Annotated in this window: 21 protein-coding genes; 13 read left to right on the top strand and 8 right to left on the bottom strand. The window is 59.6% G+C overall.

Going from position 1 to position 26,779, the window contains the following annotated elements; all coding sequences use genetic code 11:
- Positions 1 to 219: 219 nt before the first annotated feature.
- From GVN17_RS17795 to GVN17_RS17785, 3 genes are read left to right on the top strand one after another with little or no spacing between them, the layout of a single operon-like run.
- Positions 220 to 1,362 (top strand): efflux RND transporter periplasmic adaptor subunit, encoded by a 1,143-nt coding sequence (locus GVN17_RS17795; protein WP_166596563.1) that lies wholly within the window; start codon positions 220 to 222, stop codon positions 1,360 to 1,362.
- 3 nt (positions 1,363 to 1,365) lie between these two features.
- A complete protein-coding gene (locus tag GVN17_RS17790; protein WP_166596562.1) occupies positions 1,366 to 4,494 on the top strand; it encodes an efflux RND transporter permease subunit in 3,129 nt (1,042 codons plus the stop codon).
- Complete coding sequence (locus GVN17_RS17785) at positions 4,491 to 5,957, top strand: AdeC/AdeK/OprM family multidrug efflux complex outer membrane factor (protein WP_166596561.1); 1,467 nt, start codon at positions 4,491 to 4,493, stop codon at positions 5,955 to 5,957. Before GVN17_RS17790 ends, GVN17_RS17785 begins: the two co-directional genes overlap by 4 nt.
- Positions 5,958 to 6,114: 157 nt before the next feature.
- Here the strand turns inward: GVN17_RS17785 and pcaD are convergent, their stop codons facing one another.
- From pcaD to pcaR, 4 genes are all read right to left on the bottom strand, one after another.
- Positions 6,115 to 6,903: a 3-oxoadipate enol-lactonase gene (gene pcaD, locus GVN17_RS17780; protein ID WP_166596560.1), complete on the bottom strand. Its 789-nt coding sequence runs from the start codon at positions 6,901 to 6,903 to the stop codon at positions 6,115 to 6,117.
- 86 nt (positions 6,904 to 6,989) lie between these two features.
- Positions 6,990 to 8,279, bottom strand: a complete 1,290-nt coding sequence (locus tag GVN17_RS17775; protein WP_166596559.1) for an MFS family transporter — start codon at positions 8,277 to 8,279, stop codon at positions 6,990 to 6,992.
- Positions 8,280 to 8,456: 177 nt separating this feature from the next.
- On the bottom strand, positions 8,457 to 9,659 hold the full coding sequence (gene pcaF / locus GVN17_RS17770) for a 3-oxoadipyl-CoA thiolase (protein WP_178115743.1): 1,203 nt from the start codon (positions 9,657 to 9,659) through the stop codon (positions 8,457 to 8,459).
- Positions 9,660 to 9,795: 136 nt separating this feature from the next.
- On the bottom strand, positions 9,796 to 10,638 hold the full coding sequence (pcaR, locus tag GVN17_RS17765) for a pca regulon transcriptional regulator PcaR (protein ID WP_166596557.1): 843 nt from the start codon (positions 10,636 to 10,638) through the stop codon (positions 9,796 to 9,798).
- An 829-nt stretch (positions 10,639 to 11,467) separates the two neighbouring features.
- Here pcaR and GVN17_RS17760 point away from each other — a divergent pair.
- Positions 11,468 to 11,665, top strand: coding sequence for a hypothetical protein (locus tag GVN17_RS17760; protein ID WP_081567915.1), 198 nt, complete (start codon positions 11,468 to 11,470; stop codon positions 11,663 to 11,665).
- A gap of 235 nt (positions 11,666 to 11,900) precedes the next feature.
- Positions 11,901 to 13,373, top strand: a complete 1,473-nt coding sequence (locus GVN17_RS17755; RefSeq protein WP_166596556.1) for an inorganic phosphate transporter — start codon at positions 11,901 to 11,903, stop codon at positions 13,371 to 13,373.
- Positions 13,374 to 13,444: 71 nt separating this feature from the next.
- Here the strand turns inward: GVN17_RS17755 and GVN17_RS17750 are convergent, their stop codons facing one another.
- Entirely contained in the window at positions 13,445 to 14,935 is a 1,491-nt protein-coding gene (locus GVN17_RS17750; protein ID WP_166596555.1) for a helicase HerA-like domain-containing protein, read from the bottom strand.
- A 286-nt stretch (positions 14,936 to 15,221) separates the two neighbouring features.
- Between GVN17_RS17750 and GVN17_RS17745 the strand changes: the two genes are divergently transcribed.
- On the top strand, positions 15,222 to 16,217 hold the full coding sequence (locus GVN17_RS17745) for a lysylphosphatidylglycerol synthase transmembrane domain-containing protein (RefSeq protein ID WP_166596554.1): 996 nt from the start codon (positions 15,222 to 15,224) through the stop codon (positions 16,215 to 16,217).
- On the opposite strand, the gene GVN17_RS17740 is transcribed toward GVN17_RS17745, so the two are convergent.
- Positions 16,194 to 16,379: a hypothetical protein gene (locus GVN17_RS17740; protein WP_166596553.1), complete on the bottom strand. Its 186-nt coding sequence runs from the start codon at positions 16,377 to 16,379 to the stop codon at positions 16,194 to 16,196. The two genes, GVN17_RS17745 and GVN17_RS17740, sit on opposite strands and share 24 nt — an antisense overlap.
- Before the next feature lie 142 nt (positions 16,380 to 16,521).
- The gene (purU, locus tag GVN17_RS17735) at positions 16,522 to 17,373 is read right to left on the bottom strand and encodes a formyltetrahydrofolate deformylase (protein ID WP_166596552.1); all 852 of its coding nucleotides are present in this window, start codon (positions 17,371 to 17,373) and stop codon (positions 16,522 to 16,524) included.
- A 351-nt stretch (positions 17,374 to 17,724) separates the two neighbouring features.
- Between purU and mvaT the strand changes: the two genes are divergently transcribed.
- Complete coding sequence (gene mvaT / locus GVN17_RS17730; RefSeq protein ID WP_166596551.1) at positions 17,725 to 18,105, top strand: histone-like nucleoid-structuring protein MvaT; 381 nt, start codon at positions 17,725 to 17,727, stop codon at positions 18,103 to 18,105.
- A 102-nt stretch (positions 18,106 to 18,207) separates the two neighbouring features.
- Here the strand turns inward: mvaT and sbcB are convergent, their stop codons facing one another.
- Positions 18,208 to 19,638, bottom strand: coding sequence for an exodeoxyribonuclease I (gene sbcB / locus GVN17_RS17725; protein ID WP_166596550.1), 1,431 nt, complete (start codon positions 19,636 to 19,638; stop codon positions 18,208 to 18,210).
- 183 nt (positions 19,639 to 19,821) lie between these two features.
- Here sbcB and GVN17_RS17720 point away from each other — a divergent pair, with 183 nt between their 5' ends.
- From GVN17_RS17720 to GVN17_RS17695, 6 genes are read left to right on the top strand one after another with little or no spacing between them, the layout of a single operon-like run.
- Positions 19,822 to 20,559 carry an RDD family protein gene (locus GVN17_RS17720; RefSeq protein ID WP_166596549.1) on the top strand — a complete coding sequence of 246 codons (738 nt, stop codon included), beginning with the start codon at positions 19,822 to 19,824 and terminating at the stop codon, positions 20,557 to 20,559.
- Positions 20,556 to 21,536: a stage II sporulation protein M gene (locus tag GVN17_RS17715; RefSeq protein WP_166596548.1), complete on the top strand. Its 981-nt coding sequence runs from the start codon at positions 20,556 to 20,558 to the stop codon at positions 21,534 to 21,536. The genes GVN17_RS17720 and GVN17_RS17715 overlap by 4 nt, the downstream gene beginning before the upstream one ends.
- Entirely contained in the window at positions 21,523 to 23,124 is a 1,602-nt protein-coding gene (locus tag GVN17_RS17710; protein ID WP_166596547.1) for a DUF4129 domain-containing protein, read from the top strand. The genes GVN17_RS17715 and GVN17_RS17710 overlap by 14 nt, the downstream gene beginning before the upstream one ends.
- Complete coding sequence (locus tag GVN17_RS17705) at positions 23,121 to 24,338, top strand: DUF4350 domain-containing protein (RefSeq protein WP_166596546.1); 1,218 nt, start codon at positions 23,121 to 23,123, stop codon at positions 24,336 to 24,338. Before GVN17_RS17710 ends, GVN17_RS17705 begins: the two co-directional genes overlap by 4 nt.
- Complete coding sequence (locus tag GVN17_RS17700; RefSeq protein ID WP_256665291.1) at positions 24,335 to 25,426, top strand: MoxR family ATPase; 1,092 nt, start codon at positions 24,335 to 24,337, stop codon at positions 25,424 to 25,426. Before GVN17_RS17705 ends, GVN17_RS17700 begins: the two co-directional genes overlap by 4 nt.
- A complete protein-coding gene (locus GVN17_RS17695) occupies positions 25,423 to 26,778 on the top strand; it encodes a DUF58 domain-containing protein (RefSeq protein WP_166596545.1) in 1,356 nt (451 codons plus the stop codon). Before GVN17_RS17700 ends, GVN17_RS17695 begins: the two co-directional genes overlap by 4 nt.
- Position 26,779 lies beyond the last annotated feature (1 nt).

The raw sequence follows: 26,779 nt of genomic DNA, 5'->3' as shown, positions 1-26,779 counted from the left end.
CAATCTTCGGGCAAAAAAGCCTTGGCAGCATCGCCAGCACTTCCGGTCGTCCCGGACCTACAATCGATCCCCTTGGTGCGTTTATCAGTCGCAGCCACGGGTGTTTACAAACAACCGTGAACGTAAGTATATTCATTAGCTTGCTACTTATCCAGCCGGAAACTTTCTATACGCCCTTTCCACTTCTCATGAGCCCAGGCTCCTGACCCGAGGATCTTCATGCAATTCAAGCCAGCTGTTACCGTACTGGTCACTGCCGCCGCCCTGGCATCGCTGCTCAGCGGATGTAGTAAAAAGGAAGAAGCGGCTGCGGCTGCACCACCGCCTCCTCAGGTCGGCGTAGTGACCATTCAAGCCCAGCCTTACACGCTGGTTTCCGACTTGCCCGGACGCACCACCGCCTATCGCGTGGCTGAAGTCCGTCCTCAGGTCAACGGCATCATTCTCAAGCGGCAGTTCACTGAAGGCACAGACGTCAAAGCCGGTCAGCAGCTGTATCAAATCGACCCTGCGGTGTACGAAGCCAACCTGAACAGCGCGAAGGCGACCTATGACGCCACCAGCTCTCTGGCAGGCCGCTATAAACAGTTGATCAACGAGCAAGCCGTCAGCCGTCAGGAATACGACACTGCCGTGGGCAATGCGCGCGAAGCGCAAGCCGCTGTGCAGACCGCCGAAATCAACCTGCGCTACACGAAAGTGTACGCGCCGATTTCTGGCCGTATCGGCCGTTCGCTGGTGACGGAAGGCGCACTGGTCAGCAACGGCCAGGCCGACGCGATGGCGACCATTCAACAGCTCGATCCGATCTACGTAGACGTCATTCAGTCTTCGTCCGAGATGCTGCGCCTGCGTCGCGAACTGGAAAGCGGCAAGCTGCAGAAAGCCGGTGACAACGCCGCCAAGGTCAAGCTGACCCTGGAAGACAACAGCCAGTACCCGGCTGACGGCAAGCTGGAATTCTCCGAAGTGTCGGTCGACCAGACCACGGGTTCCGTGACCCTGCGCGCCGTGTTCCCGAACCCGAATCACACCCTGCTGCCTGGTATGTTCGTGCATGCACGTCTGCAATCCGGTGTGAATGAGCAGGCGATTCTGGTGCCGCAACAAGGCATCACTCGCGACCTGAAAGGCACGCCGACCGCACTGATCGTGAATCAGGACAACAAGGTCGAACTTCGCACCCTTGTGGCCAGCCGCACCAGCGGCGCCGACTGGGTGGTCGATAAGGGCCTGAGCCCTGGCGATCGCGTCATCACCGAAGGCCTGCAGTACGTCAAGCCGGGCGCCCAAGTCACCGTAGCGGACGCGACCAACGTCAAGCCAGCTGCCGCCCCGGCTCCCGCTCAAGGGAGTAAATGATTCATGTCGAAGTTTTTCATCGACCGACCGATTTTCGCGTGGGTAATTGCCCTCGTGATCATGCTGGTCGGGGCTTTATCGATCCTCAACTTGCCGATCAACCAGTACCCGGCCATTGCGCCACCGGCCATTGCGATTCAGGTGACCTACCCAGGCGCGTCCGCACAAACCGTGCAGGACACCGTGGTTCAAGTTATCGAACAGCAGATGAACGGCATCGACAACCTGCGCTATATCTCGTCGGAAAGTAACTCAGATGGCAGCATGACCATCACGGTGACCTTCAACCAAGGCACCAACCCCGACATCGCGCAGGTTCAGGTTCAGAACAAGCTCAACCTCGCCACCCCGCTGTTGCCCCAAGAAGTGCAACAACAGGGGCTGCGCGTGACCAAGGCTGTGAAGAACTTCCTGTTGGTGATCGGTCTGGTGTCGGAAGACGGCAGCATGGGCAAGGAAGACTTGTCCAACTACATCGTTTCCAACATTCAGGACCAGATTGCCCGTACACCGGGCGTGGGTGACTTCCAGGTCTTCGGTGCCCAGTACGCGATGCGCATCTGGCTCGACCCGGACAAGCTGAACAATTACCAACTGACCCCGGTTGACGTGAAAACCGCCATCACGGCGCAAAACGTTCAGGTGTCTTCCGGTCAGATCGGTGGTTTGCCAGCCGTCAAAGGCCAGCAACTCAACGCCACCATCATCGGCAAGACGCGCCTGCAGACCGCTGAGCAATTCGGCAACATTTTGCTCAAGGTCAATCAGGACGGTTCGCAAGTTCGCCTGAAAGACGTTGCCAGCATCGGTCTGGGCGGCGAGAACTACAGCGTCGACGCACAGTTCAACGGTAAACCTGCATCGGGTCTGGCGATCAAGCTCGCCACCGGCGCCAACGCGCTGGACACGTCCAAGGCGATCCGCGACACCATCGGCCGTCTGGAGCCGTTCTTCCCGCCAGGCATGAAAGCGGTTTACCCGTACGACACGACGCCAGTGGTCAAGGAATCCATTACCGGTGTGGTCCACACGCTGGGTGAGGCGATCATCCTTGTGTTCCTGGTGATGTACCTGTTCCTGCAAAACTTCCGCGCCACCATCATCACCACGTTGACGGTGCCGGTCGTATTGCTCGGGACCTTTGGCATTCTTGCGGCGGCCGGTTTCACCATCAACACCCTGACCATGTTCGGCATGGTGTTGGCCATCGGCTTGCTCGTGGACGACGCCATCGTTGTGGTGGAAAACGTCGAGCGGGTAATGGCCGAGGAGCATATGTCGCCTCGGGACGCTACGCGCAAATCGATGGAGCAGATCCAGGGCGCCCTTGTGGGTATCGCCATGGTGCTGTCGGCGGTTCTGCTGCCAATGGCCTTTTTTGGCGGTTCCACAGGTGTGATCTATCGGCAGTTCTCGATTACCGTCGTGTCTGCGATGGCGCTCTCGGTATTGGTGGCGCTGGTCTTCACCCCTGCCCTCTGCGCCACCCTGCTCAAGCCGATCGACGCCGACAAACACGGTCAGCCGCGCAAAGGTTTCTTCGGCTGGTTCAACCGTACGTTCGACCGTGGCGTTCTCAGCTACGAGCGCGGCGTCGGTAACATCATTCGCCACAAAATCCCGGCGTTCCTGGTCTACCTGGCGATCTTCGCGGGCATGATCTGGATGTTCACCCGCATCCCGACCGCGTTCCTGCCGGAAGAAGACCAAGGTGTGATCTTCGCTCAGGTGCAGACGCCTCCGGGCTCGACCGCCGAGCGGACACAGAACACGCTGGACAAGATGCGCGAGTTCTTGCTGACCGACCCGGGCGTGAAATCCGTGTTCTCCGTCAACGGCTTCAACTTTGCAGGCCGTGGTCAGAGTTCGGGTCTGGCGTTCGTGTTGCTCAAGCCGTGGGAAGAGCGTGACTCGTCCAACAGCGTGTTCGAGGTGGCCAAGCGCGCTCAAGGGCACTTCTTCGGCTTCCGCGATGCAATGTCCTTTGCCGTCGTTCCACCTGCGGTACTGGAGCTGGGTAACGCCACCGGTTTCGACCTCTATTTGCAGGATCAGGCAGGTCTGGGCCATGACAAGCTCATGCAGGCACGTAACCAGCTGCTGGGGCTGGCTTCGCAAAGCAAGATTCTCGCAGGCGTGCGCCCTAACGGCCTGACTGACGAGCCGCAGTACCAACTGGTCATCGATGACGAGAAAGCTCGCGCCCTGGGCGTGACGCAAACCGACATCAACACCACTCTGTCGGTGGCGATGGGCGGCAACTACGTCAACGACTTCATCGACCGTGGTCGGGTGAAAAAGGTGTACATCATGGGCAATCCGAAATCCCGGATGAGCCCTGAAGACTTGAAGAAGTGGTACGTGCGTAACGCCAGCGGCACCATGGTTCCGTTCGACGCCTTTGCCGGTGGCGAGTGGGTCTTCGGTTCGCCAAAACTGTCGCGTTACAACGGTGTTCCCGCCGAAGAGATTCTGGGTACACCGGCGCCTGGCTACAGTACTGGTCAGGCGATGGCGGAAATCGAGAAACTTGCTCAGCAACTGCCACAAGGCATCGGGTATTCCTGGACCGGTCTGTCGTTCGAAGAACGGCTCTCCGGTTCGCAGGCCCCGGCGCTGTATGCGATCTCGGTCCTCGTGGTCTTCCTGTGTCTGGCAGCGCTGTACGAGAGCTGGTCGATTCCAATCGCTGTTCTGCTCGTCGTTCCGCTGGGTGTCATCGGTGCGCTGATGGCCACCAGTCTGCGCGGTCTGTCGAACGACGTGTTCTTCCAGGTCGGTCTCTTGGTCACGGTGGGTCTGGCGGCGAAGAACGCCATCCTCATCGTGGAATTCGCCAAGGAACTGCATGAGCAAGGCAAATCCCTTGCGGATGCAGCGATCGAAGCCTGCCGGATGCGTCTGCGTCCGATCGTGATGACGTCCATGGCGTTCATCCTCGGCGTCGTGCCGCTGACGATCTCTACCGGCGCGGGCTCGGGCAGCCAGCACTCGATCGGTACAGGCGTGATTGGCGGTATGATTACCGCCACCATTCTGGCGATCTTCTGGGTACCGCTGTTCTTCGTATCGGTATCCGGTTTGTTCAAGAGTAAACAGAAACACATCCCACACGATGAGGCTGGCCAATGAGCAAGTCCCTGATCTCTCTGGCAGTCACCGCGTTCGTGCTGAGCGGCTGCTCGTTGATCCCCGATTACAAGCAGCCTGCAGCACCGGTGGCCGCCCAGTATCCGCAAGGCCCGGCGTATTCGCCGGCCGACGCGGCCAACCAGGCGGCCGCCGAACAGGGCTGGCGCCAGTTCTTCCACGATCCGGCGCTGCAACAGCTGATCCAGACGTCGCTGAGCAACAACCGCGACCTGCGTGTCGCGGCGTTGAACATCGACGCCTACCGGGCGCAGTACCGCATCCAGCGTGCGGATCTGTTCCCGGCCGTAGCCGCCGACGCCTCTGGCACCCGCCAGCGTGTGCCCGGCGACCTGTCGCAAAGTGGTCAGGCAGGGATCACCAGCCAGTATTCGGTGGGCCTGGGCGTCAGTGCCTATGAACTCGATCTGTTCGGCCGTGTTCGCAGCCTGAGCGAGCAAGCGCTGGAAACCTACTTCGCCAGCGAAGAGGCCCGTCGCAGCACACAAATCAGTCTGGTGGCCAACGTCGCCAACGCGTATCTGACCTGGCAGGCCGACAAGGAGCTGCTGAAGCTGACCCAGGACACCCTCGGTGCCTTCGAAGAAAGCTTCCGCCTGACCTCGCGCAGCAACGAAGTCGGTGTCGCATCGGCGCTGGACCTGGCGCAGTCGCGGACCTCGGTGGAAAGCGCTCGCGTGAAATTGGCGCAGTATCAGCGTCTGGTCGCGCAGGACGAGAACAACCTCGTTCTGCTGCTGGGCACCGGTCTGCCAGCCAACCTGCCTGCATCGCAACCGTTGAGCGCTGACATGCTCAACGAGATGCCAGCCGGTCTGCCATCTGAGCTGCTGCAACGCCGCCCGGACATTCTCCAGGCAGAACACCAACTGAAAGCGGCCAACGCCAACATCGGTGCCGCACGCGCGGCGTTCTTCCCGAGCATCAGCCTGACGGCCAGTGCCGGGACTGCGAGTGGTGATCTGAGCGGCCTATTCAAGGGCGGCTCAGGCACTTGGCTGTTCCAGCCGCAGATCAACCTGCCGATCTTCAACGCCGGCAGCCTGCGGGCAAGCCTGGACTACTCGAAGATTCAGAAGGACATCGGCGTCGCCAACTACGAGAAGGCGATTCAGACAGGCTTTCAGGAAGTCTCCGATGGTTTGGCGGCACGCAAGACCTTCACCGATCAGCTGAAGGCGCAGAACGATTTCGTCAACGCCAACCAGGACTACTACCGTCTGGCAGAGCGTCGTTATCGCATCGGGATCGACAGCAACCTGACCTTCCTCGACGCTCAGCGTCAGTTGTTCAGCGCGCAGCAATCGTTGATCACCGACCGTCTGTCCCAGCTCAGCAGCGAGGTCAACCTGTACCGCGCGTTGGGTGGCGGCTGGTACGAACAGACCCCGACCGGTCAGAAACAGCCGACCTCGGGCGACGTGCCGGAAATGCGGATGTTCTGATTCAACGCTCAATAAAAAACCCACCGTACGGCTATCGTCCGGTGGGTTTTTTTATGCCTGTCAGGCGATTGATGGGGCGCCGATTCACCGCCTTCGCCAGCAAACCGGCTCCTACAGGAATCGTATCAGGCATCGGGGTGTCAAACGCCGCTCTCGGTCAGCTCAGCAAAAACTCGGTCACTCGTAACGTAAACGTCTGGCCGAGCTCAATGCTGGAAAGATGCGCCGCGTAGTAATCCGACAGTTGCGAACCGGGAATATGGTTCTGCAGAAAATGCCCGTCAGCGACCGTTGTCACCGGGTCATGGCTGCCGCAGATGATCAGCGTATCGACCGTGATCGATCCCAACTGCTTGCGAAAATCCGCATCACGCACTGCTGCACAGCAGGCTGCATACCCGACTGGCGACGTCGCCGCCAGCACGTTTGTCACTGCCGTCACCTTATCCGCGTGATCACGGGCGAAATCCGGGGTAAACCAACGCTCTACCGCGCCAGCGCCCAGCTCTTTCATCGCCGCTTCACCGCCCTTCTCGACCGTTTCGATACGGGGCCCCCACGTCTCGGGTCCACCAATCTTTGCCGCCGTGTTGCACAGCACCAGCTTAAGCAACCGCTCACTGGCGTGAATGCCCAGCCACTGACCGATCAGCCCGCCCATCGACAGGCCACAGAAATGCGCACGCTCGATCTTCAAGGCATCGAGCAGGTCGAGCACATCACGGCCCAATTGCTCGATCGAGTAAGGCCCGTGGCTCACCACGGACTGACCATGGCCTCGCGTGTCGTAACGCAGAACCCGAAACGATTTGCTGAAGGAAGCGACCTGCGCATCCCACATATGCAGGTCAGTCCCCAGCGAATTGGACAGGACAAGGACCGGCGCACCCGCGGGTCCCTCGATCTCGTAATGCACCTGACCGCTTTGAAGTTGTACCACTGCCATGACAGCTCCTTAATCGAGCACTTCGCGAGAAAGTCGTTGAAAGAGTATGGACAACGCGCGCCCGCTGAGAGGCGCGCGAAATCCGATCAATGGTCTTCGTGGAGGTAATCTGGCTTTTTAGGCAGACGCAGACTGAACAGGAAGGCAATTGCCATCATCCCCGTCACGTACCAATAGAAGATGTTCTCCGAGCCCATGTTCTTGAAGCTCAGCGCCACGAACTCAGCCGAACCACCGAAGATGGCGTTGGCCACCGCGTAGGCCAGACCCACGCCCAAGGCGCGAACGTGGACCGGGAACATCTCGGCTTTCACCAGGCCGCTGATCGAGGTGTAGAAGCTAACGATGGCCAGCGCGAGGGTGATCAGCACGAAGGCCACGACCGGGCTGGTGGTTGTCTTCAGGGTCATCAGAATCGGTACGGTGCAGATCGTGCCGAGTGCACCGAACCACATCATCGATGCGCGACGACCGATCTTATCGGCCAGCATGCCGAACAGCGGTTGCATGCACATGTAGAAGAACAGCGCGCACGTCATGATGTAACTGGCCGTCTTGGCGTCCATGTGCATCGTGTTCACCAGGTATTTCTGCATGTACGTGGTGAAGGTGTAGAAAATCAGCGAGCCGCCAGCGGTGTAGCCCAGCACGGTAATGAAAGCGCGGGTGTGGTTGCGGAACAGCGCGCTCATGCTGCCAGCGTCCTTGTCCTGACGCACTTCAGCGGTCGTGGTTTCTTTCAACGAACGACGCAGCAGCAGCGAGATCACGGCAGCGATGGCGCCGACCACGAACGGAATCCGCCAGCCGTAGGCTTTCAGCTCATCGGCATTGAGGAATTGCTGCAGGATGACCACAGTCAGCACCGCCAGCAGTTGACCGCCAATCAGGGTCACGTACTGGAACGAGCCGAAGAAACCCCGTTGCCCCCGCAACGCGACTTCACTCATGTAGGTCGCCGTGGTGCCGTATTCGCCACCCACCGACAGGCCCTGAAACAGGCGTGCGACCAGCAGCAGGAACGGCGCCCAGGCACCAATGGCGGCATACGTCGGCAGGCAGGCGATGACCAGCGAGCCACCGCACATCATCAGTACGGAAATCATCATCGAGTTTTTGCGGCCGTGTTTATCGGCGACTCGGCCAAACAGCCAGCCCCCGATAGGACGCATCAGGAAGCCTGCGGCAAATACGCCAGCAGTGTTCAACAGTTGCACGGTGGGATCGTCGGACGGGAAGAAAGCCGGTGCGAAGTAGATCGCGCAGAAGGCGTAGACATAGAAGTCGAACCATTCAACGAGGTTGCCCGAAGAGGCACCCACGATCGCGAAAATCCGCTTGCTCCTTTCTTCTCCGGTGTAGTGAGTCGTTGTCATTATTGTTTCCCCAATTTTTATAAAGACCAGCCACAAAGCAGGATTCTACGACATAACCTGAAACACTAAGACTTAAGCAGTAACACTTAGACATCACAAGGACAACCGCCCAAGCCGTCGTTTGCCTTTAGTGAAGGCAAACAACGGCTCGGGCGATGGGTTTCAGGCGTGTGTCGCTTATCGTTCTATTGCCAGGGCGAGGCCCTGTCCTACGCCGACGCACATCGTTGCCAGTCCTTTGCTGCCGCCGGTTTTTTCCAATTGATGCAACGCTGTCAGCACCAGACGCGCCCCGCTCATGCCCAACGGATGGCCAAGGGAGATGGCGCCGCCGTTCGGGTTGACCTTGGGTGAGTCGTCTGCAATGCCCAACTCACGCATGACCGCCAAGCCTTGGCTGGCGAATGCCTCGTTGAGTTCGATCACATCGAAATCCGACACCGCCAGCCCCAGACGCTCGACCAGCTTACGCACCGCTGGCACCGGGCCAATGCCCATCACGCGAGGTTCCACGCCCGCGCTGGCCATGCCCAGGACACGCGCCCGCGGTGTCAGGCCGTGCTTCTTGACCGCATCGGCCGAGGCGAGAATCAGTGCCACCGCGCCGTCGTTCAGCCCTGCCGCATTACCCGCTGTGACGGTTTTGCCAGCGCCATTGACGGGCTTGAGTTTGCTCAACGCGTCGAGATTGGTGTCGGCGCGAGGATGTTCGTCTTTGTCGACGACGGTTTCGCCCTTTTTGTGAGCAATGCGTACCGGCACGATTTCTTCGGCAAAAAAACCGCTGGCCTGCGCGGCTGCGGCACGTTGCTGACTGCGCAGCGCAAAGGCGTCCTGATCTTCGCGAGAGACGTTGAAGTCCTCCGCGACGTTGTCACCGGTCTGCGGCATCGTCTCAACGCCGTACTGATCTTTCATTTGCGGGTTGACGAAGCGCCAGCCGAGGGTCGTGTCTTCAAGCTTCTGCCCGCGACCGAACGCTGTTTCAGCCTTGCCCATCACGAACGGCGCGCGCGACATGGACTCAACGCCGCCTGCAATGGCCAGCTCCATTTCGCCGCACGCGATAGCCCGAAACGCCGAACCCACTGCATCCAGCCCCGACGCACACAGACGATTCAACGTGACGCCAGGCACCGAAACCGGCAGGCCCGCCAGTAACGCCGCCATGCGGGCCACATTGCGGTTGTCTTCACCGGCCTGGTTGGCGCAACCGAGGAAAACCTCGTCCAGCGCGTTCCAGTCCACAGAGGGGTTGCGTTCCATCAAGGCTTTGATCGGCAATGCTGCCAGATCGTCGGCGCGGACCGTCGCCAACGCGCCGCCGAAACGGCCAATCGGGGTACGGATCGCGTCGCAGATAAATACGTCACGCATCAGGTTTCTCCACATGCGTCATGATCGGCGCGCAGAGAGGCGCGCAAGTGACGGTCAGGTTATGCCTGAGCATGGAGAAGGGGCAATTCGGTAATCGACTAACCGTTCGATAATCGAACAGTTAAAAGCGGTGCCGAGATCAGGTAAACAGCTGTGTGCTCAAATTCCGGCTGGCGTCGAGCATGATGGGGAGGAATTTCTGCTCAAGTTCGTTGCGGGTGACCCGCCCGGCGCTGGTACTGACGTTGAGCGCTGCCAGCACTTGACCCGAAGCGTCATAGACAGGCACCGCAATCGAGCGCAAACCCTGCTCCAGCTCTTGATCGACAATGCACCAGCCTTGCTGACGCACTTGTTGAAGACATTCAAGCAACGCTTCAGGGGTGTGCAGCGTGCGGCTGGTCTTGGGCTGAAGGTCCGCGTGATCGAGGTATTCCTGCAGCGAAACGTCGTCCAGCGCGGCCAACAGAATCCTGCCCATTGAGGTGCAATAGGCAGGCAGACGCCCTCCCACGGCCAAGTCCACGGAGATAAGACGCTGGGTCGTCGCCGAACGCGCGATATAGAGAATGTCATCACCTTCAAGGGTCGCCATGTTGCAGGCCTCATGCAACTGGCTGCTCATCTTGTCGAGATACGGCTGCGAAGAGACAGCCAGCGGCGTAGAGGATAGATAGGCATGACCCAGGGTCAACACCTTTGGCAGCAGCGAATAGGTTCGGCCATCGGTGGTTGCGTATCCCAACTTGATCAGCGTGTGCAAACAGCGCCTGACGGCAGCACGGGGAATCTCGGTGCGATGACTGATCTGGGCTATCGTCAGGTGGCGTTTGCGCTCTTGAAAGGCATGAATCACAGCCAGCCCACGGGCCAGCGAGGTCATGAAATCCGGATCACCTGTGAAGGCCTGAATCCGCTTGGCCGGTGACGCCACGATTGGCGGGGCCAGCGAAGCAAAGGAATTGCGCAGTTGATCATTCATCTTCACACCGTTCGTCGTGGCCTTGCAGGCCTTCTATAGCGCCACTCTCGCCTCTTTTGTGTGCAACGGCAAGGGCGGTTTGGGCGATTATCGAACGACTGACCGATAATCGCAATTGACCACTGGCCCGGTTGCTTATACCTTTCACACGCCACCATGTGGCTTCTTGGAAATACTGGTCAGGTACCCACTGAGAAGTCCCAGGCACGGCCTTGCTACCCGCAAGGCCGTTTTTATCTTCGCTCTGTCCCTCTCGCGTTCAATTGTAAGCATCCGAATACAATTGCTTTTATCGGCGCCTGCGCATTGTCATGGAATTACGTCGTCAGAATTCTGTCTCAAGCGTTCGCTTTTATGCTTAGCAAAGTTAGCCATACATTTGCTGGCAAGAACTTCGGAACCTTCGTACACAAAAACAGTATTTATCCTCTCTTATTGAATTACAGCGCCCTCCACCGTTGACTCTTGTGATCTTCTTGGAGATAGTAACGGCAATTGACGTGCTATAACGCCAAGGCGTGGGTGACGTCCGCAGCTCCATCGGGCGTGGATCCAATCAACACGCCGCTCGCACTACCCGAGTGCAGCGCCGGCGATAGACAGGCCAGAAGCCTGGTCAATTCGCCAGCCGACTGGCACCACCCAAAAATGAATGTCGCTACGACAGTTTTTCGTTCTGGTGTGCGTAGCCGCAGGTGGCGGAAGTGCTTAATACTTTCGTTGAAAGCTGATCGCGACCGTTTGCCCGTCACCGATCGGCCCATGACGTTCAACACTTCCGGACACTGCGTTAACGCCAGAATCAAACTTGACACCCTCAGGTAATAACGTGACCAAAGATGAACTGCGCGCAGAACTAGAGCGCCAGGAACAACGTTACAAGGAAGTATACGGTGGTGAAGTGACCACTTACGCCGCCCAACCCGAGCCGGAACGCAAGCCATGGCGCAAGCGCGCCAGCTTGCTTGATCAGGCGTTCAAGCAAGAACTTCAGAAGATGGAAAGCGAGCTCAAGGAAGAACCTTGAACCGTTCCTTTGGGCACGCTTCTTGACGAGGTGATGCCTGAGCACCCAGTTGATCGTTCCCCGTTTGGGCTTAGGTTGTAGCGAGCGCCGTGCATCTCGCTTCCTGACAGGAAGTCAACGGGGGTGGCTGGACAGAATTTTCGTTGCAGGTTGCTACCAGTTGGCAGCGCGCCTATCGATATGTTTTTTTTCTGTCATAATCCCGCCCCCTTAATACCGGGTCAGAAAACCTTCCATGATCGATTTATTCAGCGGACTGGATGCCTGGGTGATTGTGAGCCTGCTGCTCGCTCTGGCGTTTGTCCTCACCTTCGAGTTCATCAATGGCTTTCACGACACCGCCAACGCGGTGGCGACAGTCATTTACACGAAGGCCATGCCGCCTCATCTGGCCGTGTTCTTCTCGGGTGTATTCAACTTTCTCGGAGTCCTTCTGGGCGGCGTCGGCGTGGCTTATGCCATCGTCCACCTGCTCCCGGTTGAGTTGCTGATCAACGTCAACACCGGCCATGGCCTGGCCATGGTGTTTTCGCTGCTGGCAGCGGCGATTACCTGGAACCTCGGAACCTGGTATTTCGGTATTCCTGCATCCAGCTCCCACACGCTGATCGGCTCGATTCTCGGCGTGGGTCTGGCCAACGCGCTGATCAACCACATCCCGCTGGGCGAAGGCGTTAACTGGCAGAAGGCGATCGACATTGGCGCCTCGCTGGTGTTCTCGCCGCTGATGGGTTTCATCGTCGCAGCCTTGGTGCTGATCGGTCTGAAAGCGTGGCGTCCGTTGTCGAAAATGCACAAGACGCCAGAACAGCGCCGCACCGTCGATGACAAAAAGCATCCGCCGTTCTGGAACCGTCTGGTATTGGTGATTTCAGCCATGGCTGTGAGCTTCGTGCACGGCTCCAACGACGGCCAGAAAGGCATCGGCCTGATCATGCTAGTGCTGATCGGTATCGTCCCTGCCCAATTCGTCCTGGACCTGAGCACGACCACTTACCAGATCGAACGCACTCGCGACGCCACCTTGCACCTGAGCCAGTTCTATCAGCGCAACAATGCGACCCTGGGCGAGTACCTCGCACTGGGCAAGTCGACCTCGGGCGATCTGCCGGAGCGCTTCAGCTGCAATCCGGAGCAAACCGAGCCGACCATCGACGCGCTGCTGAACACCCTTAAAGGCGTGACCGACTATCACAGCCTGGCCCCTGAGCACCGCATCGAAGTCCGCCGTTATCTGCTGTGCCTTGACGACACCGCGCGCAAGGTCGGCAAACTTCCAGCGCTCGACGCCCGTGAAAAATCCGATCTGGAAAAACTGCGCAAGGACCTGACCACCACCACGGAATACGCCCCGTTCTGGGTGATTCTGGCCGTGGCACTGGCGTTGGGTATCGGCACCATGGTCGGCTGGAAACGCGTGGTACTGACCATAGGTGAGAAGATCGGCAAACAGGGCATGACTTACGCCCAAGGCATGTCAGCTCAGATCACCACCTCCAGCGCCATTGCCCTGGCCAACGTGTTCAGTCTGCCCGTCTCGACTACACACATTCTGTCGTCCGGTGTGGCCGGGACCATGGTGGCGAACAAGAGCGGCCTGCAAGGTGGCACCGTTCGCAACATTCTGCTGGCTTGGGTGCTGACCCTGCCCGCCACCGTCGCGCTGTCGGCGGGCCTGTTCTGGCTAGCGTCCAAGGCGCTGGCGTGACCAGGACTTGATAGAAATGAAAATGCCCACTCCCACAGTGGGCATTTCGTTTTCTGCAGTGACCTAAATGCTTAACGCCGTTTCTTGCTTCCACCCAGCAACGACCCCATCAAGCCGCGCACCAACTCCCGGCCGATCTGATTCGCAGCCTGTCGCATCGCGCTCTTGACCGCCTGCCCCGCCAATCCCCCCAGAAACCCGCCCGCCATGTCCGCAAATCCGCCTTCCGACTTTTCCTCGGTCGCAGCGGGATGCGCCGGATCGACCGCAGGCCCCTTGCGGGCCAGTAACATCTCATAGGCAGACTCACGATCCACTGGCTTGTCATAGCGTCCGGCCAGCGGCGACTGAGCGATCAGCCCTGCCCGCTCCGACTCGGTCAACGGGCCGATTCTCGATTGCGGTGGCGCCACCAGCACCCGTCTGACGATCTCCGGCGTGCCTTTTTCCTGCAACGTCCCGACCAACGCTTCGCCAATGCCCAGTTCAGTGAGCACCGTCAACGCGTCGAACTCGGGATTGGGTCGAAACCCGTCAGCCACCGCCTTGAGGGATTTCTGCTCCTTGCTGGTGAATGCTCGAAGGCCGTGCTGAATGCGCAAACCGAGCTGCGCCAGGATGGTGTCCGGCAGATCCCCCGGCGACTGTGTGACGAAATACACGCCCACCCCTTTGGAGCGAATTAACCGCACCACCTGCTCAAGTCGGTCTTGCAAGGCTTTGGGCGTGTCCGCGAACAACAAGTGCGCCTCGTCGAAAAACAGGGCCAGCAAAGGCTTATCGGCATCGCCACGTTCCGGAAGTTGCTCGAACAATTCGGCCAGCAGCCATAACAGAAACGTCGCGTACACCTTTGGCGCCTCGTGCACCAAACGGCTGGCGTCCAGCAAATGAATGCGCCCTCGCCCATCACTTGCTGGCTGCAGGATGTCTTCCAATTGCAAAGCGGGCTCGCCGAACAAAGCTTCGGCACCCTGTTGTTCCAGCACGGCCAACCGACGCAACAGCGCCTGGCTGGAGCCGGTGGTCATCAGCGCACTGTCTTCGCCCAGCGCTGCCGGTTGTTCACGCAGGTAATTGAGCAGCGCCTTGAGGTCTTTGATATCCAGGAGCAACAAGCCCTCTCTGTCAGCCACCTTGAACGCTGCGTACAGGGCCGATTGCTGGCTGTCAGTCAGCTCAAGCAGACTTCCGAGCAGCAGTGGGCCCATTTCCGACAGCGTCGTGCGCAGAGGATGACCCGACTGCCCCTGTACATCCCACAGCGTGACGGGGTATGCCCGAGGTGAGTGGTTCAACCACGGCATACCGGCGATGCGTTCGGCGATCTTGCCCTGAGGATTGCCCGCCGCCCCCAGGCCGCACAGGTCGCCTTTGATATCGGCCGCGAACACGGCCACGCCCGCATCACTGAACGCTTCTGCCAAGCGCTGCAACGTCACGGTCTTCCCGGTGCCCGTCGCGCCCGCCACCAGCCCATGACGATTGGCCAGACGCAACGCCTGCCCAATGGGCTGACCGTCCAGCCCGGCGCCGATAAGAATGTCTTGAGAATCCGGCATGTCTTCACCCAGAGATCGCATTGTTTATGTGCAGAGAAACCGAGGCGACGCACTCGACTCTTCTGCATCGAAGATTGCCAACCCGAGTCGGCCCCTTCACTCTAGTTCACCCAACGAGGCCATCGGTGCTCACCGAACACCCGCCTGTGCGAGCGGTCAATCTAGGACGAAAAATGGAGGATACGCCCAAGATGCTCAATGCAGCCCGACCCGACGCCAAGGCGCGCGCTCTTAGGCTGTCCCTTTTGCGCAGCCATTTTGTGCGACGCTCCGGCAGGTTCTGCGCGTGAAGCGACTCTTTTGGCTGGCAGCCGTGCTGGTCCTCGCCCTGCTGATTCCGCTGTTCATGGGCGGCATGGACATGTTCCATCGCTTGCGCAACTTCCCGCTCCCTCTGTTTCTGGCGATGTTCGGCATGGTGCTGGTGGGTTGGTGCGCGAACACCATGCGCTTACGTTTGTTGCTCGGCGAGAGCGCCAACGGGTTGGGGATGCGCAAGAGTCTGGGCGTGGTCATGGCCACCGAATTCGCCTACAGCGCCACGCCGGGTGGCAGCGGCGCACCGCTCACCCTCGTAGCGTTGCTGTCACGCTGCGGCATTGGCCCGGCCAAAAGTACGGCAGCCTTTGCCACCGACCAGCTCAATGACCTGGTGTTTTTTCTGCTCGCCCTGATCGGCATCCTCATCTATGCGGTGTTCCACAAACTCAGTGAAAACCTGGAATGGATGCTCATCGCCAGCGCCCTGCTGATCGGGGCCGGGCTGTGTGTCTGTGCAGGATTCGCTCGATATCACCGCCGGATCATTTTGTTCAACGGCAGATTGCTCAAGCGCCTCAAACGCAAGAACGCTTCGCGCATCCGTTGGGCCCGCAAGCTTCTGCATTTTCGCGACGCGCTGGCCGAAACCTGGAAGATGCCTCATCGCGTGCTGTTCAAGGTATTCCTGCTGACGTGCGTGCATTGGGGATTGCGCTATAGCGTGCTGTACCTGGCGTTGCTCGGGCTCGGCGTGGACATCGACTGGGCCTGGACGTTTCTGGTCCAGATGCTGTCGTTGAGCGCGGGGCAATTCAGCCTCTCGCCGGGTGGCGCCGGGGCGGCGGAATTAACGTCAGCGGCGTTGTTAGCGCCCATGGTGGGAAAATCGACCGCAGCAGCGGCGATTCTGATCTGGCGAATCGTGACCTATTACTTTTATCTCGTCGCAGGCGGTCCGGTTTTCTTGCTGATGGTCGGCAAGCCGTTGCTCATGAAACTATTGCGGATCAAGACGCCTTGATTCGTCTTCGGCGTCGGGCTTGACCTGCTCCCAGAGTTGCTCAGCGCCCTCGAACTCGGTGCCGTCATCAGGCGACAAGGCGTCGGGGTCATAGCGACTGAGGCAGCCTTCGCCAAGCGTCGGTGGGGCTTTGGAGGTGGCTTTGTCGAGTGGATTGACCATTGCAGCAACCCTTCAGGGTTCGGGGGATGGATTCTGTGGGGGCGAATTCATCGCGAAAAATCTTCCAGACGATAGAGATGTATCGCCCTGGCAGACTCCTCGCGAATGATTTCGCTCCCTCACAGAGTAGCGCCGTTCGAGTTTAGTCAAACACCACAGTCTTGTTGTCGTGCACCAGCACGCGGTCTTCCAGGTGAGCGCGCAAGCCGCGGGCCAACACCATCTTTTCCACGTCACGGCCGAAACGCACCATGTTCTCGATGCTGTCGCGGTGGGTGACACGCACGACGTCCTGCTCGATGATCGGGCCCGCGTCCAGCTCTTCGGTCACATAGTGGCACGTCGCACCAATCAGCTTCACACCGCGCAGCGATGCCTGGTGATAAGGCTTGGCGCCCACGAACGATGGCAGGAAGCTGTGATGAATGTTAATCACCTGATGCGCATACTCGCGGCACAGTTGCGGCGGCAGAATCTGCATGTAGCGCGCCAGGACCACGACATCGGCGTCGTGCTGTTTGACCAGACGCGAAACTTCGGCGAACGCTGGCTCCTTGTCTTTTGGGTCCACTGGCACGTGGTAATAAGGGATGTCGTGCCACTCGACCATGCTGCGCAGGTCCTGATGGTTGGAGATCACGCAGGCGATCTCGCAGTCCAGTTCGTCGCTGTGCCAACGGTGCAGCAGGTCGGCCAGGCAATGGGATTCACGGCTCGCCATGAGTACGACGCGCTTCTTTTGGTCCGAATCGGTGATGCGCCAGTCCATGCCAAATTCTTCGGCGATAGGCGTGAACGCTTCACGGAAACCTTCCAGATCGAACGGCAAGGTATCGGCACGGATTTCATGGCGCATGAAAAACCAGCCGCTGAGGTTGTCAGAGTGATGACTTGCTTCGGTAATCCAGCCGTTGTAGGTCGCCAGAAAGTTACTGACTTTGGCAACGATACCGACACGGTCCGGGCAAGCAATCACCAGACGAAAAGTGCGCATGAGGGGAAACTCCAGAACTTCGCAAAGGCGGCTATTCTAGCGATTACCCGCCCGCTGTGCAGCAGCCTCCTTGCACTGATTTCACAGCCCCCGAAACCCATGCCGATCAGCGGTAATGGGTAGCTGTTCCTGCGCTGCACAGCCCGACACGAAACTCGGCGTCAATAAACCTACTAAATAGCCCCGGTATTTTACGCTACCTCTCCACGACACTTGTTTGATGGTCGCCTGCATGTGAGTGGGCTATTTCAGAATGCGACAGATAAAACATTTCTTAAATGTTTACTTGCGCAAATACTGTGACTATTATTGCGTCATTACACCCTGCCCATCACCACACAGGTAGCCCTCATGTCCCTGATCAACGAATACCGCGCAACAGAAGAAGCCATCAAAGAACTGCAAGCTCGTCTGCAAAATCTGCAACAGGACGACAAACTGCAAAAGGAACTTGAGTTCGAAGGCAAACTGCGCACCCTGATGGGCGAATATCAAAAATCCCTGCGCGACATCATCGCGTTGCTGGATCCAGATTCCAAGTTGAAAGCCTCACGTGGCGGCGCCGCAGTCAAAACTACCGGCACCAAGCGTGCGCGCAAGGTCAAGCAATACAAGAACCCGCATAACGGCGAAATCATCGAAACCAAAGGTGGCAACCACAAGACGCTGAAAGAGTGGAAAGCCAAGTGGGGCGGTGACGAGGTTGAAAGCTGGGCAACTCTGCTGGGCTAATAGCTCGCGTATTGCAACAGCCGTTGTGCAGTGATGTGCGACCCAAAAACGCCAGCGAAAGCTGGCGTTTTTTATGGCAGGTTTTTTATCTCAACCGCGCACTCAGATGCCCAAGCGGTGCTTGAGTTGTATCGAATAATCCTGCCACTCGGACAGCACCTTGAGCTGCTCCGGCGATGCTTTCAACGACAGCTCTATCAACGCCTTGGTAAAGGCTTTCAGGGTATTGGGCGCCCCTGCCTGGGGATTGATGAGACGCTCCTGGCAAAACCCCAGCCAGCGCTGCTGTTCGGTGACCGTCAGGGTTTCAGCAAAGTTGCGAGCCCGGTAGCGAAATAACAACTCGGGAAGTCGCGGATCATCGAAGGGCCACGGGTCGCTCGCTAGTTGTTGTGGCTCTGCCATGCGAACCTGTTCACAAAGACGGCGATCCCTGTCGTTAATAAATCCATCATATAACTGTTGTTCCGGGTCTTCGCTGACAGCGAAATCATCACTGGCATAAACCTCTTTCAACTTTTCCAGCCAGATCGCCTGACCTTCGTTCAGCTGATGAACGCGCTCTTTGTAGACGCTCAGATCGATGTGCAGGCGCTGACGGTCTTCCTCACGCAAGACACTCAATGGCGCGACTACCGGGCATTTGTTTATATGCAGTAGTTTAAGGGGAACCGGAAATTGCCCCTCCAGTAAATCCTCGCGACGGGTATATAAACGCTGGCGCAAGGTCTGTGCGTCTTCGTCCAGTAACGGGCGGTGATCATGAAACAGGTCACAGACAATCAGCGCGTTGCGGTTGGTGGGGTGCCACGCCAACGGGAGCACTACACCCAGGTAACTACGCGCCGCCGAAAAACGTCCCGATATATGCACCAGCGGTTGCAGCAAACGAACCTGCTCCTGGACCTTGTGTTTACTGCGCAACTGAAAAAGATAGTCGTAAAGCTTGGGTTGCTTGTCACGGATGAGCCGCGCCAATGCAATAGTGGCACGAACATCGGAAAGCGCGTCGTGAGCCTGCCCGTGGTCGATACCATTTGCAGCGGTCAGCCGCTCAAGTTTGAGCGTGACGCGTCCTTCCTCTTCCGGCCAGACAATGCCCTCCGGACGCAACGCATAGGCCGTGCGCACGACATCGATCAGATCCCAACGGCTATTGCCCCCCTGCCACTCCCGACCATAGGGGTCGAAAAAGTTACGGTACAGGCTGTAGCGCGTCATTTCGTCGTCGAACCGCAAGGTGTTATAGCCAGCACCGCACGTACCCGGCAGCGACAGTTCGGCATGCACGCGGGTCATGAAGTCGGCCTCACACAAACCCTTTTCCGCCAGACGCGCCGGTGTGATGCCCGTGACCAGACATGCAGCCGGGTGCGGAAGGATGTCATCGCTGGGCTGACAGTAAAGATTGACCGGCTCGGATATCTCGTTGAGTTGATCGTCCGTGCGAATCCCCGCCACCTGGAGCGGCCGGTCGTTGCGCGGATTGATGCCGGTGGTTTCGTAGTCGTACCAGAAAATGCTGGAAGTCACGGGCTGATCCTGAGCAGAAGACCGGCGAAGTCTACCAGATCGACTTCCACGCCCTGCCCACCCTAAGGCCGGTCAGAAGTGTTTAAAGACATTTCCCACACGATGCTTCCGAATCATCCGGTTGCTTAGGACTGCCGTGCTGGCTAGCATCAGGCTTTATTTTCTGGCGTACCCCCACCGACAATGTCCTCTTCGCACGCTTGGCCAAGGAATGCTGCGCAGCCTGCTCCACTGGACACCCGCATCCGCCTCGAAACCCCGGAAGGCATCGACCTGGTGTTGAGACCGGCTGGGCTGCTGTCGCGGTCACTTGCGTTCGCGTTTGACCTGCTGATTCGCGGCGTCCTGCTGGTGGGGCTGTTTTTCTTGCTCGACGCCTTCGGGGAGTTCGGCACCGGGCTGTTCGTGCTGGCGCTGTTTCTCATCAATTGGTGGTACATGGTGCTGTTCGAAGTCCTGCACCAAGGCCGCACGCCTGGCAAACAGCTCATGGGGCTGCGCGTGGTCCACGATGACGGCACGCCGGTCGGTTGGTCTGCTTCGCTGCTGCGTAATCTGTTGCGATTCGTCGACATGCTGCCCTTCGGCTACAGCGTGGGCGCGTTCGCCTGCCTTCAGCATCCCCTCTTCAAACGGCTCGGTGATCTGGCGGCAGGTACGCTGGTCATTTACCGCGACGCGTCGATTTCCCGTCCCTCACTGCCCGACGTTACCGCCGTCGCCGCGCCCTTGATCCTGACACTTGAAGAACAGCGGGCGGTGCTGTCCTTTGCTGAACGACAGCATGACCTTTCCCCTGCTCGCGGCCAGGAACTGGCGGCGATACTCGTTCCCGTCCTGCAAATGCCCACGCACCTCCCGCCCGAACACGCCGTGACCCAAGTGAACGGCATCGCTCGCGACCTGGCGGGTTCGGCATGAAACAGAGCCAATTCGAACAACGTCATCAGGGTGACTGGCAACGTTTCGCGGAACGCCTGGATGCGCTGGAACGCAGTCGGCGCAAGAACGAAGCGGGCGACGGTTTCGCCGAAGCGTACCGGCAAATCTGTCAGCAACTGGCGCTGGCTCAGGAGCGTGGCTACAGCAGCTACCTGATCGACCCTTTGCAGCAATTGGCGATGCGCGGGCACCAACAGCTGTACCGCCATCGCAGCCAGTTCGCCGCGCAGCTGCTGAGCTTCGTGCTGGCGGACTTCCCTCGTCTGGTGCGTTCGGAGTGGCGGCTGGTCGCCCTGGCGGGCGCCCTTTTCTTCGGCAGCTTGATCCTCATGGGTGTGCTGGTCTACGCCTGGCCGGACCTGATCTACAGCGTGGTCAGCCCCGCTCAAGTCGGGGAAATGGAAGGCATGTACGACCCGGCAGCGCGGCGTATCGGCCAAGCGGCGGAACGTGCATCGAGCACCGACTGGCTGATGTTCGGCTACTACATCATGCACAACATCGGCATCGCGTTTCAGACCTTCGCCAGCGGTTTGCTGTTCGGACTGGGCAGCCTGTTTTTCCTGTTCTTCAACGGCCTGATGATCGGCGCGGTCGCGGGACACCTCACCGATGTGGGCTTTGGCGAGACCTTCTGGCCGTTCGTCGTGGGTCACGGCGCCTTCGAGCTGACCGCCATCGCGCTGGCAGGTGCCGCCGGGTTGAAGCTCGGCTGGGCGTTGCTGGCGCCCGGGCCGCTGCGTCGAGGCGAAGCCTTGCGAGTGGCGGCCAAAACCAGCGTGCGCCTGATCGGGGGCGTCATGCTGTTCTTGCTCATTGCCGCCTTTATAGAGGCGTACTGGTCGTCCATGACATGGCCTCAGCCCACGACCAAATACCTGGTGGGCGCTGTGCTGTGGGCGCTGGTTTCCGCTTACCTGATCTTCGCCGGACGCACCGCCCATGCGCCTGACTGAAGCCCGCGTCGCCATACGCCCGCGCAACCCCTGGGAAGCCGTCGACCTCGGCGTGCTGTTGGCACGTGAGCATCGGCGTTTGCTGATGACGAGTTGGGCGATCGTCACGCTGCCACTCTTCGCGCTGCTGACAGCCCTGCTCTGGGATTACCCTTCCATCGCTGTCCTGCTGTTCTGGTGGTTGAAGCCCGCGTACGAACGACTGCCGCTGCTGATCCTGTCACAAGCGCTGTTCGGCACGCCGCCCACCCTTAAAGAGGCGCTGAAAGCCTGGCCGCGCGCGCTTAAACCCCAACTGCTTGCCAGCCTCACCTGGCGGCGATTCAGCCTCAGTCGCAGCTTCTATCTACCGGTGCAGCAACTGGAAGGACTGGACGGTCTTCAGCGAGCACAACGCATCGCGGTGCTGGGCGAGAAAAATCTGCGTGTCGTACGCTGCCTGACCTCCTTGGGCAGCACACTCGAAATGTGCTTCTGGATAGGTCTGATGCTGCTGTTCTATGCGCTCATCCCTCAGCAGGTCGAACTGGACTGGTCGTGGCGCAGCCTGTTGGACATTGAGGGCAACTGGAACTGGCTGGAACATTTGACCAATGGTTTCTATGCCTTGGTCCTGGTGCTGTGGGGCCCCATTTACGTGTCATGCGGTTTTACCCTCTACCTCAACCGTCGGACGACACTGGAATCCTGGGACATCGAACTGGCCTTCCGCCGCTTGCGGCAACGGGTGATCGGCAGCGCCTACGTGCTGTTGGTGGGCGTTTCTCTGGTCTTCGGTTTTTCACCCTCCCCCGCGATGGCGACCGAGCCCGTTGACGAATCGGGTTACAGCTGTCCTTTGCCGCCATTGGATCTGCCTCAAACGGAAGAACAGGTCGCAGCACCTGGCACGCCGCGACTCCTGAATCAACCACTGACCAGCGAAGCGTCGCAAGCCGCGATCAAAGCGGTGCTGGACAATCCGCCCTTCAAGAATCCGAAGGCAGTGTCGGGCTGGCGTCTGGCCGATCAAAAGCACGGCGCGAAAGCCGGCAAGAACAGCGACACCCCGCAATGGCTGGTGAAGCTGGTAATGAATCTGCTCAACATCGGCAAAACCCTGTCGACAGTGTTTCAGGTGCTGTTGTGGACATTGGTCGCGCTGATCGTCGCGTGGGTCGTCTGGCGCTATCGGGCATGGTTCGGCACCTTTGTCAGCAAGGGCAAACCCGCCCTGCGCCCTCGACGTGACGCGCCCCGGCAACTGTTTGGCCTGCAAGTGAACGCAGAAAGCCTGCCGAACGATGTTGCAGCGGCAGCGGAAAAACTCTGGGCGCAATCACCCCGTGACGCCCTGAGCCTGTTGTATCGCGCGCTGCTGAGCCGATTGATCAACGACTATCAATTGCCGCTGAAAAACGCCGACACGGAAAGTCAGGTGCTGGAGCGCGTGACGGCACTGAATCAGCCGCCGCTGCACGCCTTTAGCCATGAACTGACACGCCACTGGCAGAACCTCGCCTACGGCCATCAACTTCCTCCGGGCGATGTGCAGAAGACGCTCTGTGAAGACTGGCGGCGACTGTTCGCGCACGGGGTCCCATCATGAGCCGTGGCACGTGGCTGCTTGTCATCGCCGTGGTGGTGCTTGGCCTCGTCGGCGCCGGCGTGCCGCTGTTCAAGCAACTTGAACACTACGAAGAAGTCGTCGACCAAGGGCCATCGCCTGAAGTGCGTGCCAACCCTTATCTCGCCGCCGAAACGTTTCTGCGTCAGCGCGGGCTCACCGTCAGCGTCACCCAGGCGCTCACCACGCTTCCCGACATCAAGGAGAAGCCACAGACCCTGATGCTGCTGGACACCCGCGAAAAGATGACACCTGCTGAAGTGACGCGCCTGCTGACCTGGGTGCGGGCGGGAGGGCGGCTGCTGTTCGTCGCCGAACAGTTATGGGATGAGAAGAAGGGCCGAAGCGGCGACCTGCTGCTCGACCAGCTGCAGATCCGCCAGTTCATGACCCGCGATGTGCGCGAGCAGGATCGACGGCGCGAACGTGAGCAGATCAAGCCGATCATTCCGCTGACCACGCCTGACATCAAGGCGCCGGACACGCCGTGGCCAGAACTGACCCGGCTTTACGTACAAAACGAAAACGAACCGGCCTACATGAGCTTCGACCCGGCCTTCCATCTGGACGATCCTCAGGATCATGCACAGTCATGGGCCAACAGCGCCGATGCCACGCACATGCTGCAGATGGTCTACGGCAGTGGCCTGATCACGGTCCTCACCGACGCCGACCTGTGGAAAACCCGCGCCATTGGTAAATACGACAACGCCTGGCTGATGTGGTATTTGAGCCAGGACAGCGCCGTGACCCTGCTGCTGCGGACCGATCATGAAGACGTGTTCGGCCTTCTGTGGAAATACTTCCCCCAGGCGCTCTTCGCGCTGGCCCTGTGCATCGGTGCCGGGCTGTGGCACAGCGGCATGCGGCAAGGTCCATTGCTGCCGGAGCCTTCTCGTGCCCGACGTCAACTCGGCGAGCATTTACGCGCCAGCGCCGACTTCATTCTGCGGCGCAAGGGACAACATGCGTTGCTACGTGCCTTGCAGCAGGACATCCTGCGCCGCGCCCGACAACGTCATCCCGGCTTCGAAGCGCTGCCGGTGACCGAACAATGGCAATGGCTGGCACGCATCACCCGACAGCCCACCAGTGCCATCGGTCAAGCCCTGCGTCCGCGCCTTGAAGAGCGTCTGTCGAGCCCCGAATTCACCCGTCAGGTTGCCTACCTGCAAACCCTCAGGAATGCCTTATGAGCGATCATCCGACACCGCCGTCGAGCAGCGTAGACACCGTTCCGGAACATGCCGAACCCGCCGCCACTCTGGAACACGGGGAGGCGAAAACCACCGACGCGCAGTTACCTCCCGCCAGCCATCCGGCGCAGCAGCGACAGCGTGCCATCCATCTTGCCCAGGCAGTCCGGCATGAACTGCAGAAAGCCGTGATCGGCCAGAATGCGGTCATCGATGACGTCCTCACGGCGTTGATCGGCGGCGGCCACGTGTTGCTCGAAGGCGTTCCCGGTCTTGGGAAGACCTTACTCGTTCGCGCCCTTGCCCGCTGCTTCGGTGGCGAGTTCGCCCGCATTCAGTTCACCCCCGACCTGATGCCCAGCGATGTCACCGGCCATGCCGTTTACGATATGCAGACCGAGCAGTTCAAGCTCCGCAAAGGGCCGCTCTTCACTAACCTGCTGCTGGCGGACGAGATCAACCGCGCCCCCGCCAAAACCCAGGCCGCGTTGCTGGAAGCCATGCAGGAGCGGCAGGTGACCCTCGAAGGTCGCGCCCTGCCTGTGCCGCAGCCGTTCATGGTGCTGGCGACACAAAACCCTATCGAACAGGAAGGCACCTACCCGCTGCCCGAAGCCGAGCTTGACCGGTTCATGCTCAAGCTGCGCATGGACTACCCCCAGGCCGAGCAGGAGCTGGACATGGTGCGCCAGGTCACGCGTTCCACCCGCTCGGACATGCTCGACGTTCAGCCCCTTCGAACCTTGATGCAGGCCAAGGACGTTCAGGCGCTGCAACGCATTGCCAGCGACTTGCCCGTTGACGAACACGTGCTGGATTACGCCGTACGCCTGGCACGAGCCACCCGTACGTGGCCGGGTTTGACCTTGGGCGCAGGCCCGCGAGCGTCGATTGCACTGGTCCGCGGCGGTCGGGCCCGGGCCTTGCTGCGCGGCGGTGAATTCGTGATTCCCGATGACATCAAAGGCTGCGCACTGGCTGTCTTGCGCCATCGGGTCAGGCTGTCGCCGGAACTGGACATCGAAGGCCTGTCGGTGGATCAAGTGCTCAAACAGTTGCTGGATCAGGTGGCGGCGCCGCGCCAATGAAACAACTGCTCAAGCCCTCGACACGCCTGTTGTGGTGGCTGGCCGCCCTGGCCGCCGTCGCGTTGCTGCTGGGCGTGTTTCAGGCGTTGGGGCGCGGACCAGCCGCCAAGCTCGACGGGCTGTTCTGGGCAGTGTTTTGCGTGATGGGTGTGTTGATCGCGCTGGACGCCTTCTGGCTCTGGCGGCTCCCCTCGCCTCGCCTGCAACGCCACGTACCGGGCAGTCTGGCGCTGGGGCGTTGGAGCGACGTGCGCGTGGAACTCGAACACGACTTTCTGCGCAGCGTGCCACTGACCCTGTTCGACCACGGCCCTCAAGGGCCCGGCAATCAGTACGAAACCGAATATCTGCCTCAAGACATCGTTCTGCGCCCGCAGCGCAAAGCGCAATTGACCTACCGCCTTCGTCCCACCAGCCGCGGGCACTTCGCCTTCGAACGCATCGAAGTTCAGCTACGTAGCCCGCTGCGCCTTTGGCTGTCGCGACGCTATGTGCCTGTCTGCAATGCCGCCAGGGTCTACCCGGATTTTGCCCGGCTGCACAACGGCCAGTTGCTGGCAGTGGACAACTGGCTCAGTCAGATCGGTATTCGTCAGCGCCAGCGTCGGGGGTTGGGGCTGGAATTCAATCAACTGCGCGAGTTTCGAGAGGGCGACAGCCTGAGGCAGATCGACTGGAAAGCGACGGCGCGCCAACGCACGCCGATCGCCAGGGAGTACCAGGACGAGCGCGATCAGCAGATTGTCTTCCTGCTCGATTGCGGACGCCGAATGCGCAGCCAGGACGGCGAGTTGACGCATTTCGACCATGCCCTCAACGCCTGCCTGTTGCTGGGTTACGTCGCGCTTCGACAAGGTGATGCCGTCGGCGTCTCGACCTTCGCCGCTGACGCGAATCGACATCTGTCACCGGTCAAGGGCGCGGCGCAGCTCAATGTGTTACTGAACCACGTTTACGATCTCAACAGCACCCAGCGACCTGCCGACTACAGCGCCGCCGTCCGACAGTTACTGATCCGGCAAAAGCGTCGGGCCCTGGTCGTGTTGGTGACCAACTTGCGGGATGAGGACGACGAAGAGTTGCTCGGCGCCGTCAAACAGCTGAGCCGCCATCACCGGGTGCTGATCGCCAGCCTTCGGGAAAACGTGCTGGACGAACAACGACACGCCCCCGTACAAACCTGGCAACAGGCCCTCGATTACTGCGGCACGGTGGAGTTTCTCAACGCACGCGCGAGCTTGCATGAGCGTTTGACCGCCCATGGTATTCCCGTGCTGGATGTGCGGCCCGGCGAATTGGGGCCGCAATTGGTGAGTCGCTATTTAAGCTGGAAGAAGGCAGGTACGTTATAAG

It is taken from the genome of Pseudomonas sp. SLFW (assembly GCF_009905615.1).
GTDB lineage: Bacteria > Pseudomonadota > Gammaproteobacteria > Pseudomonadales > Pseudomonadaceae > Aquipseudomonas > Aquipseudomonas bambusae.
The sequence above is the reverse complement of the archived record's forward strand: the minus strand, read 5'-3'. Positions and strand labels throughout refer to the sequence as shown.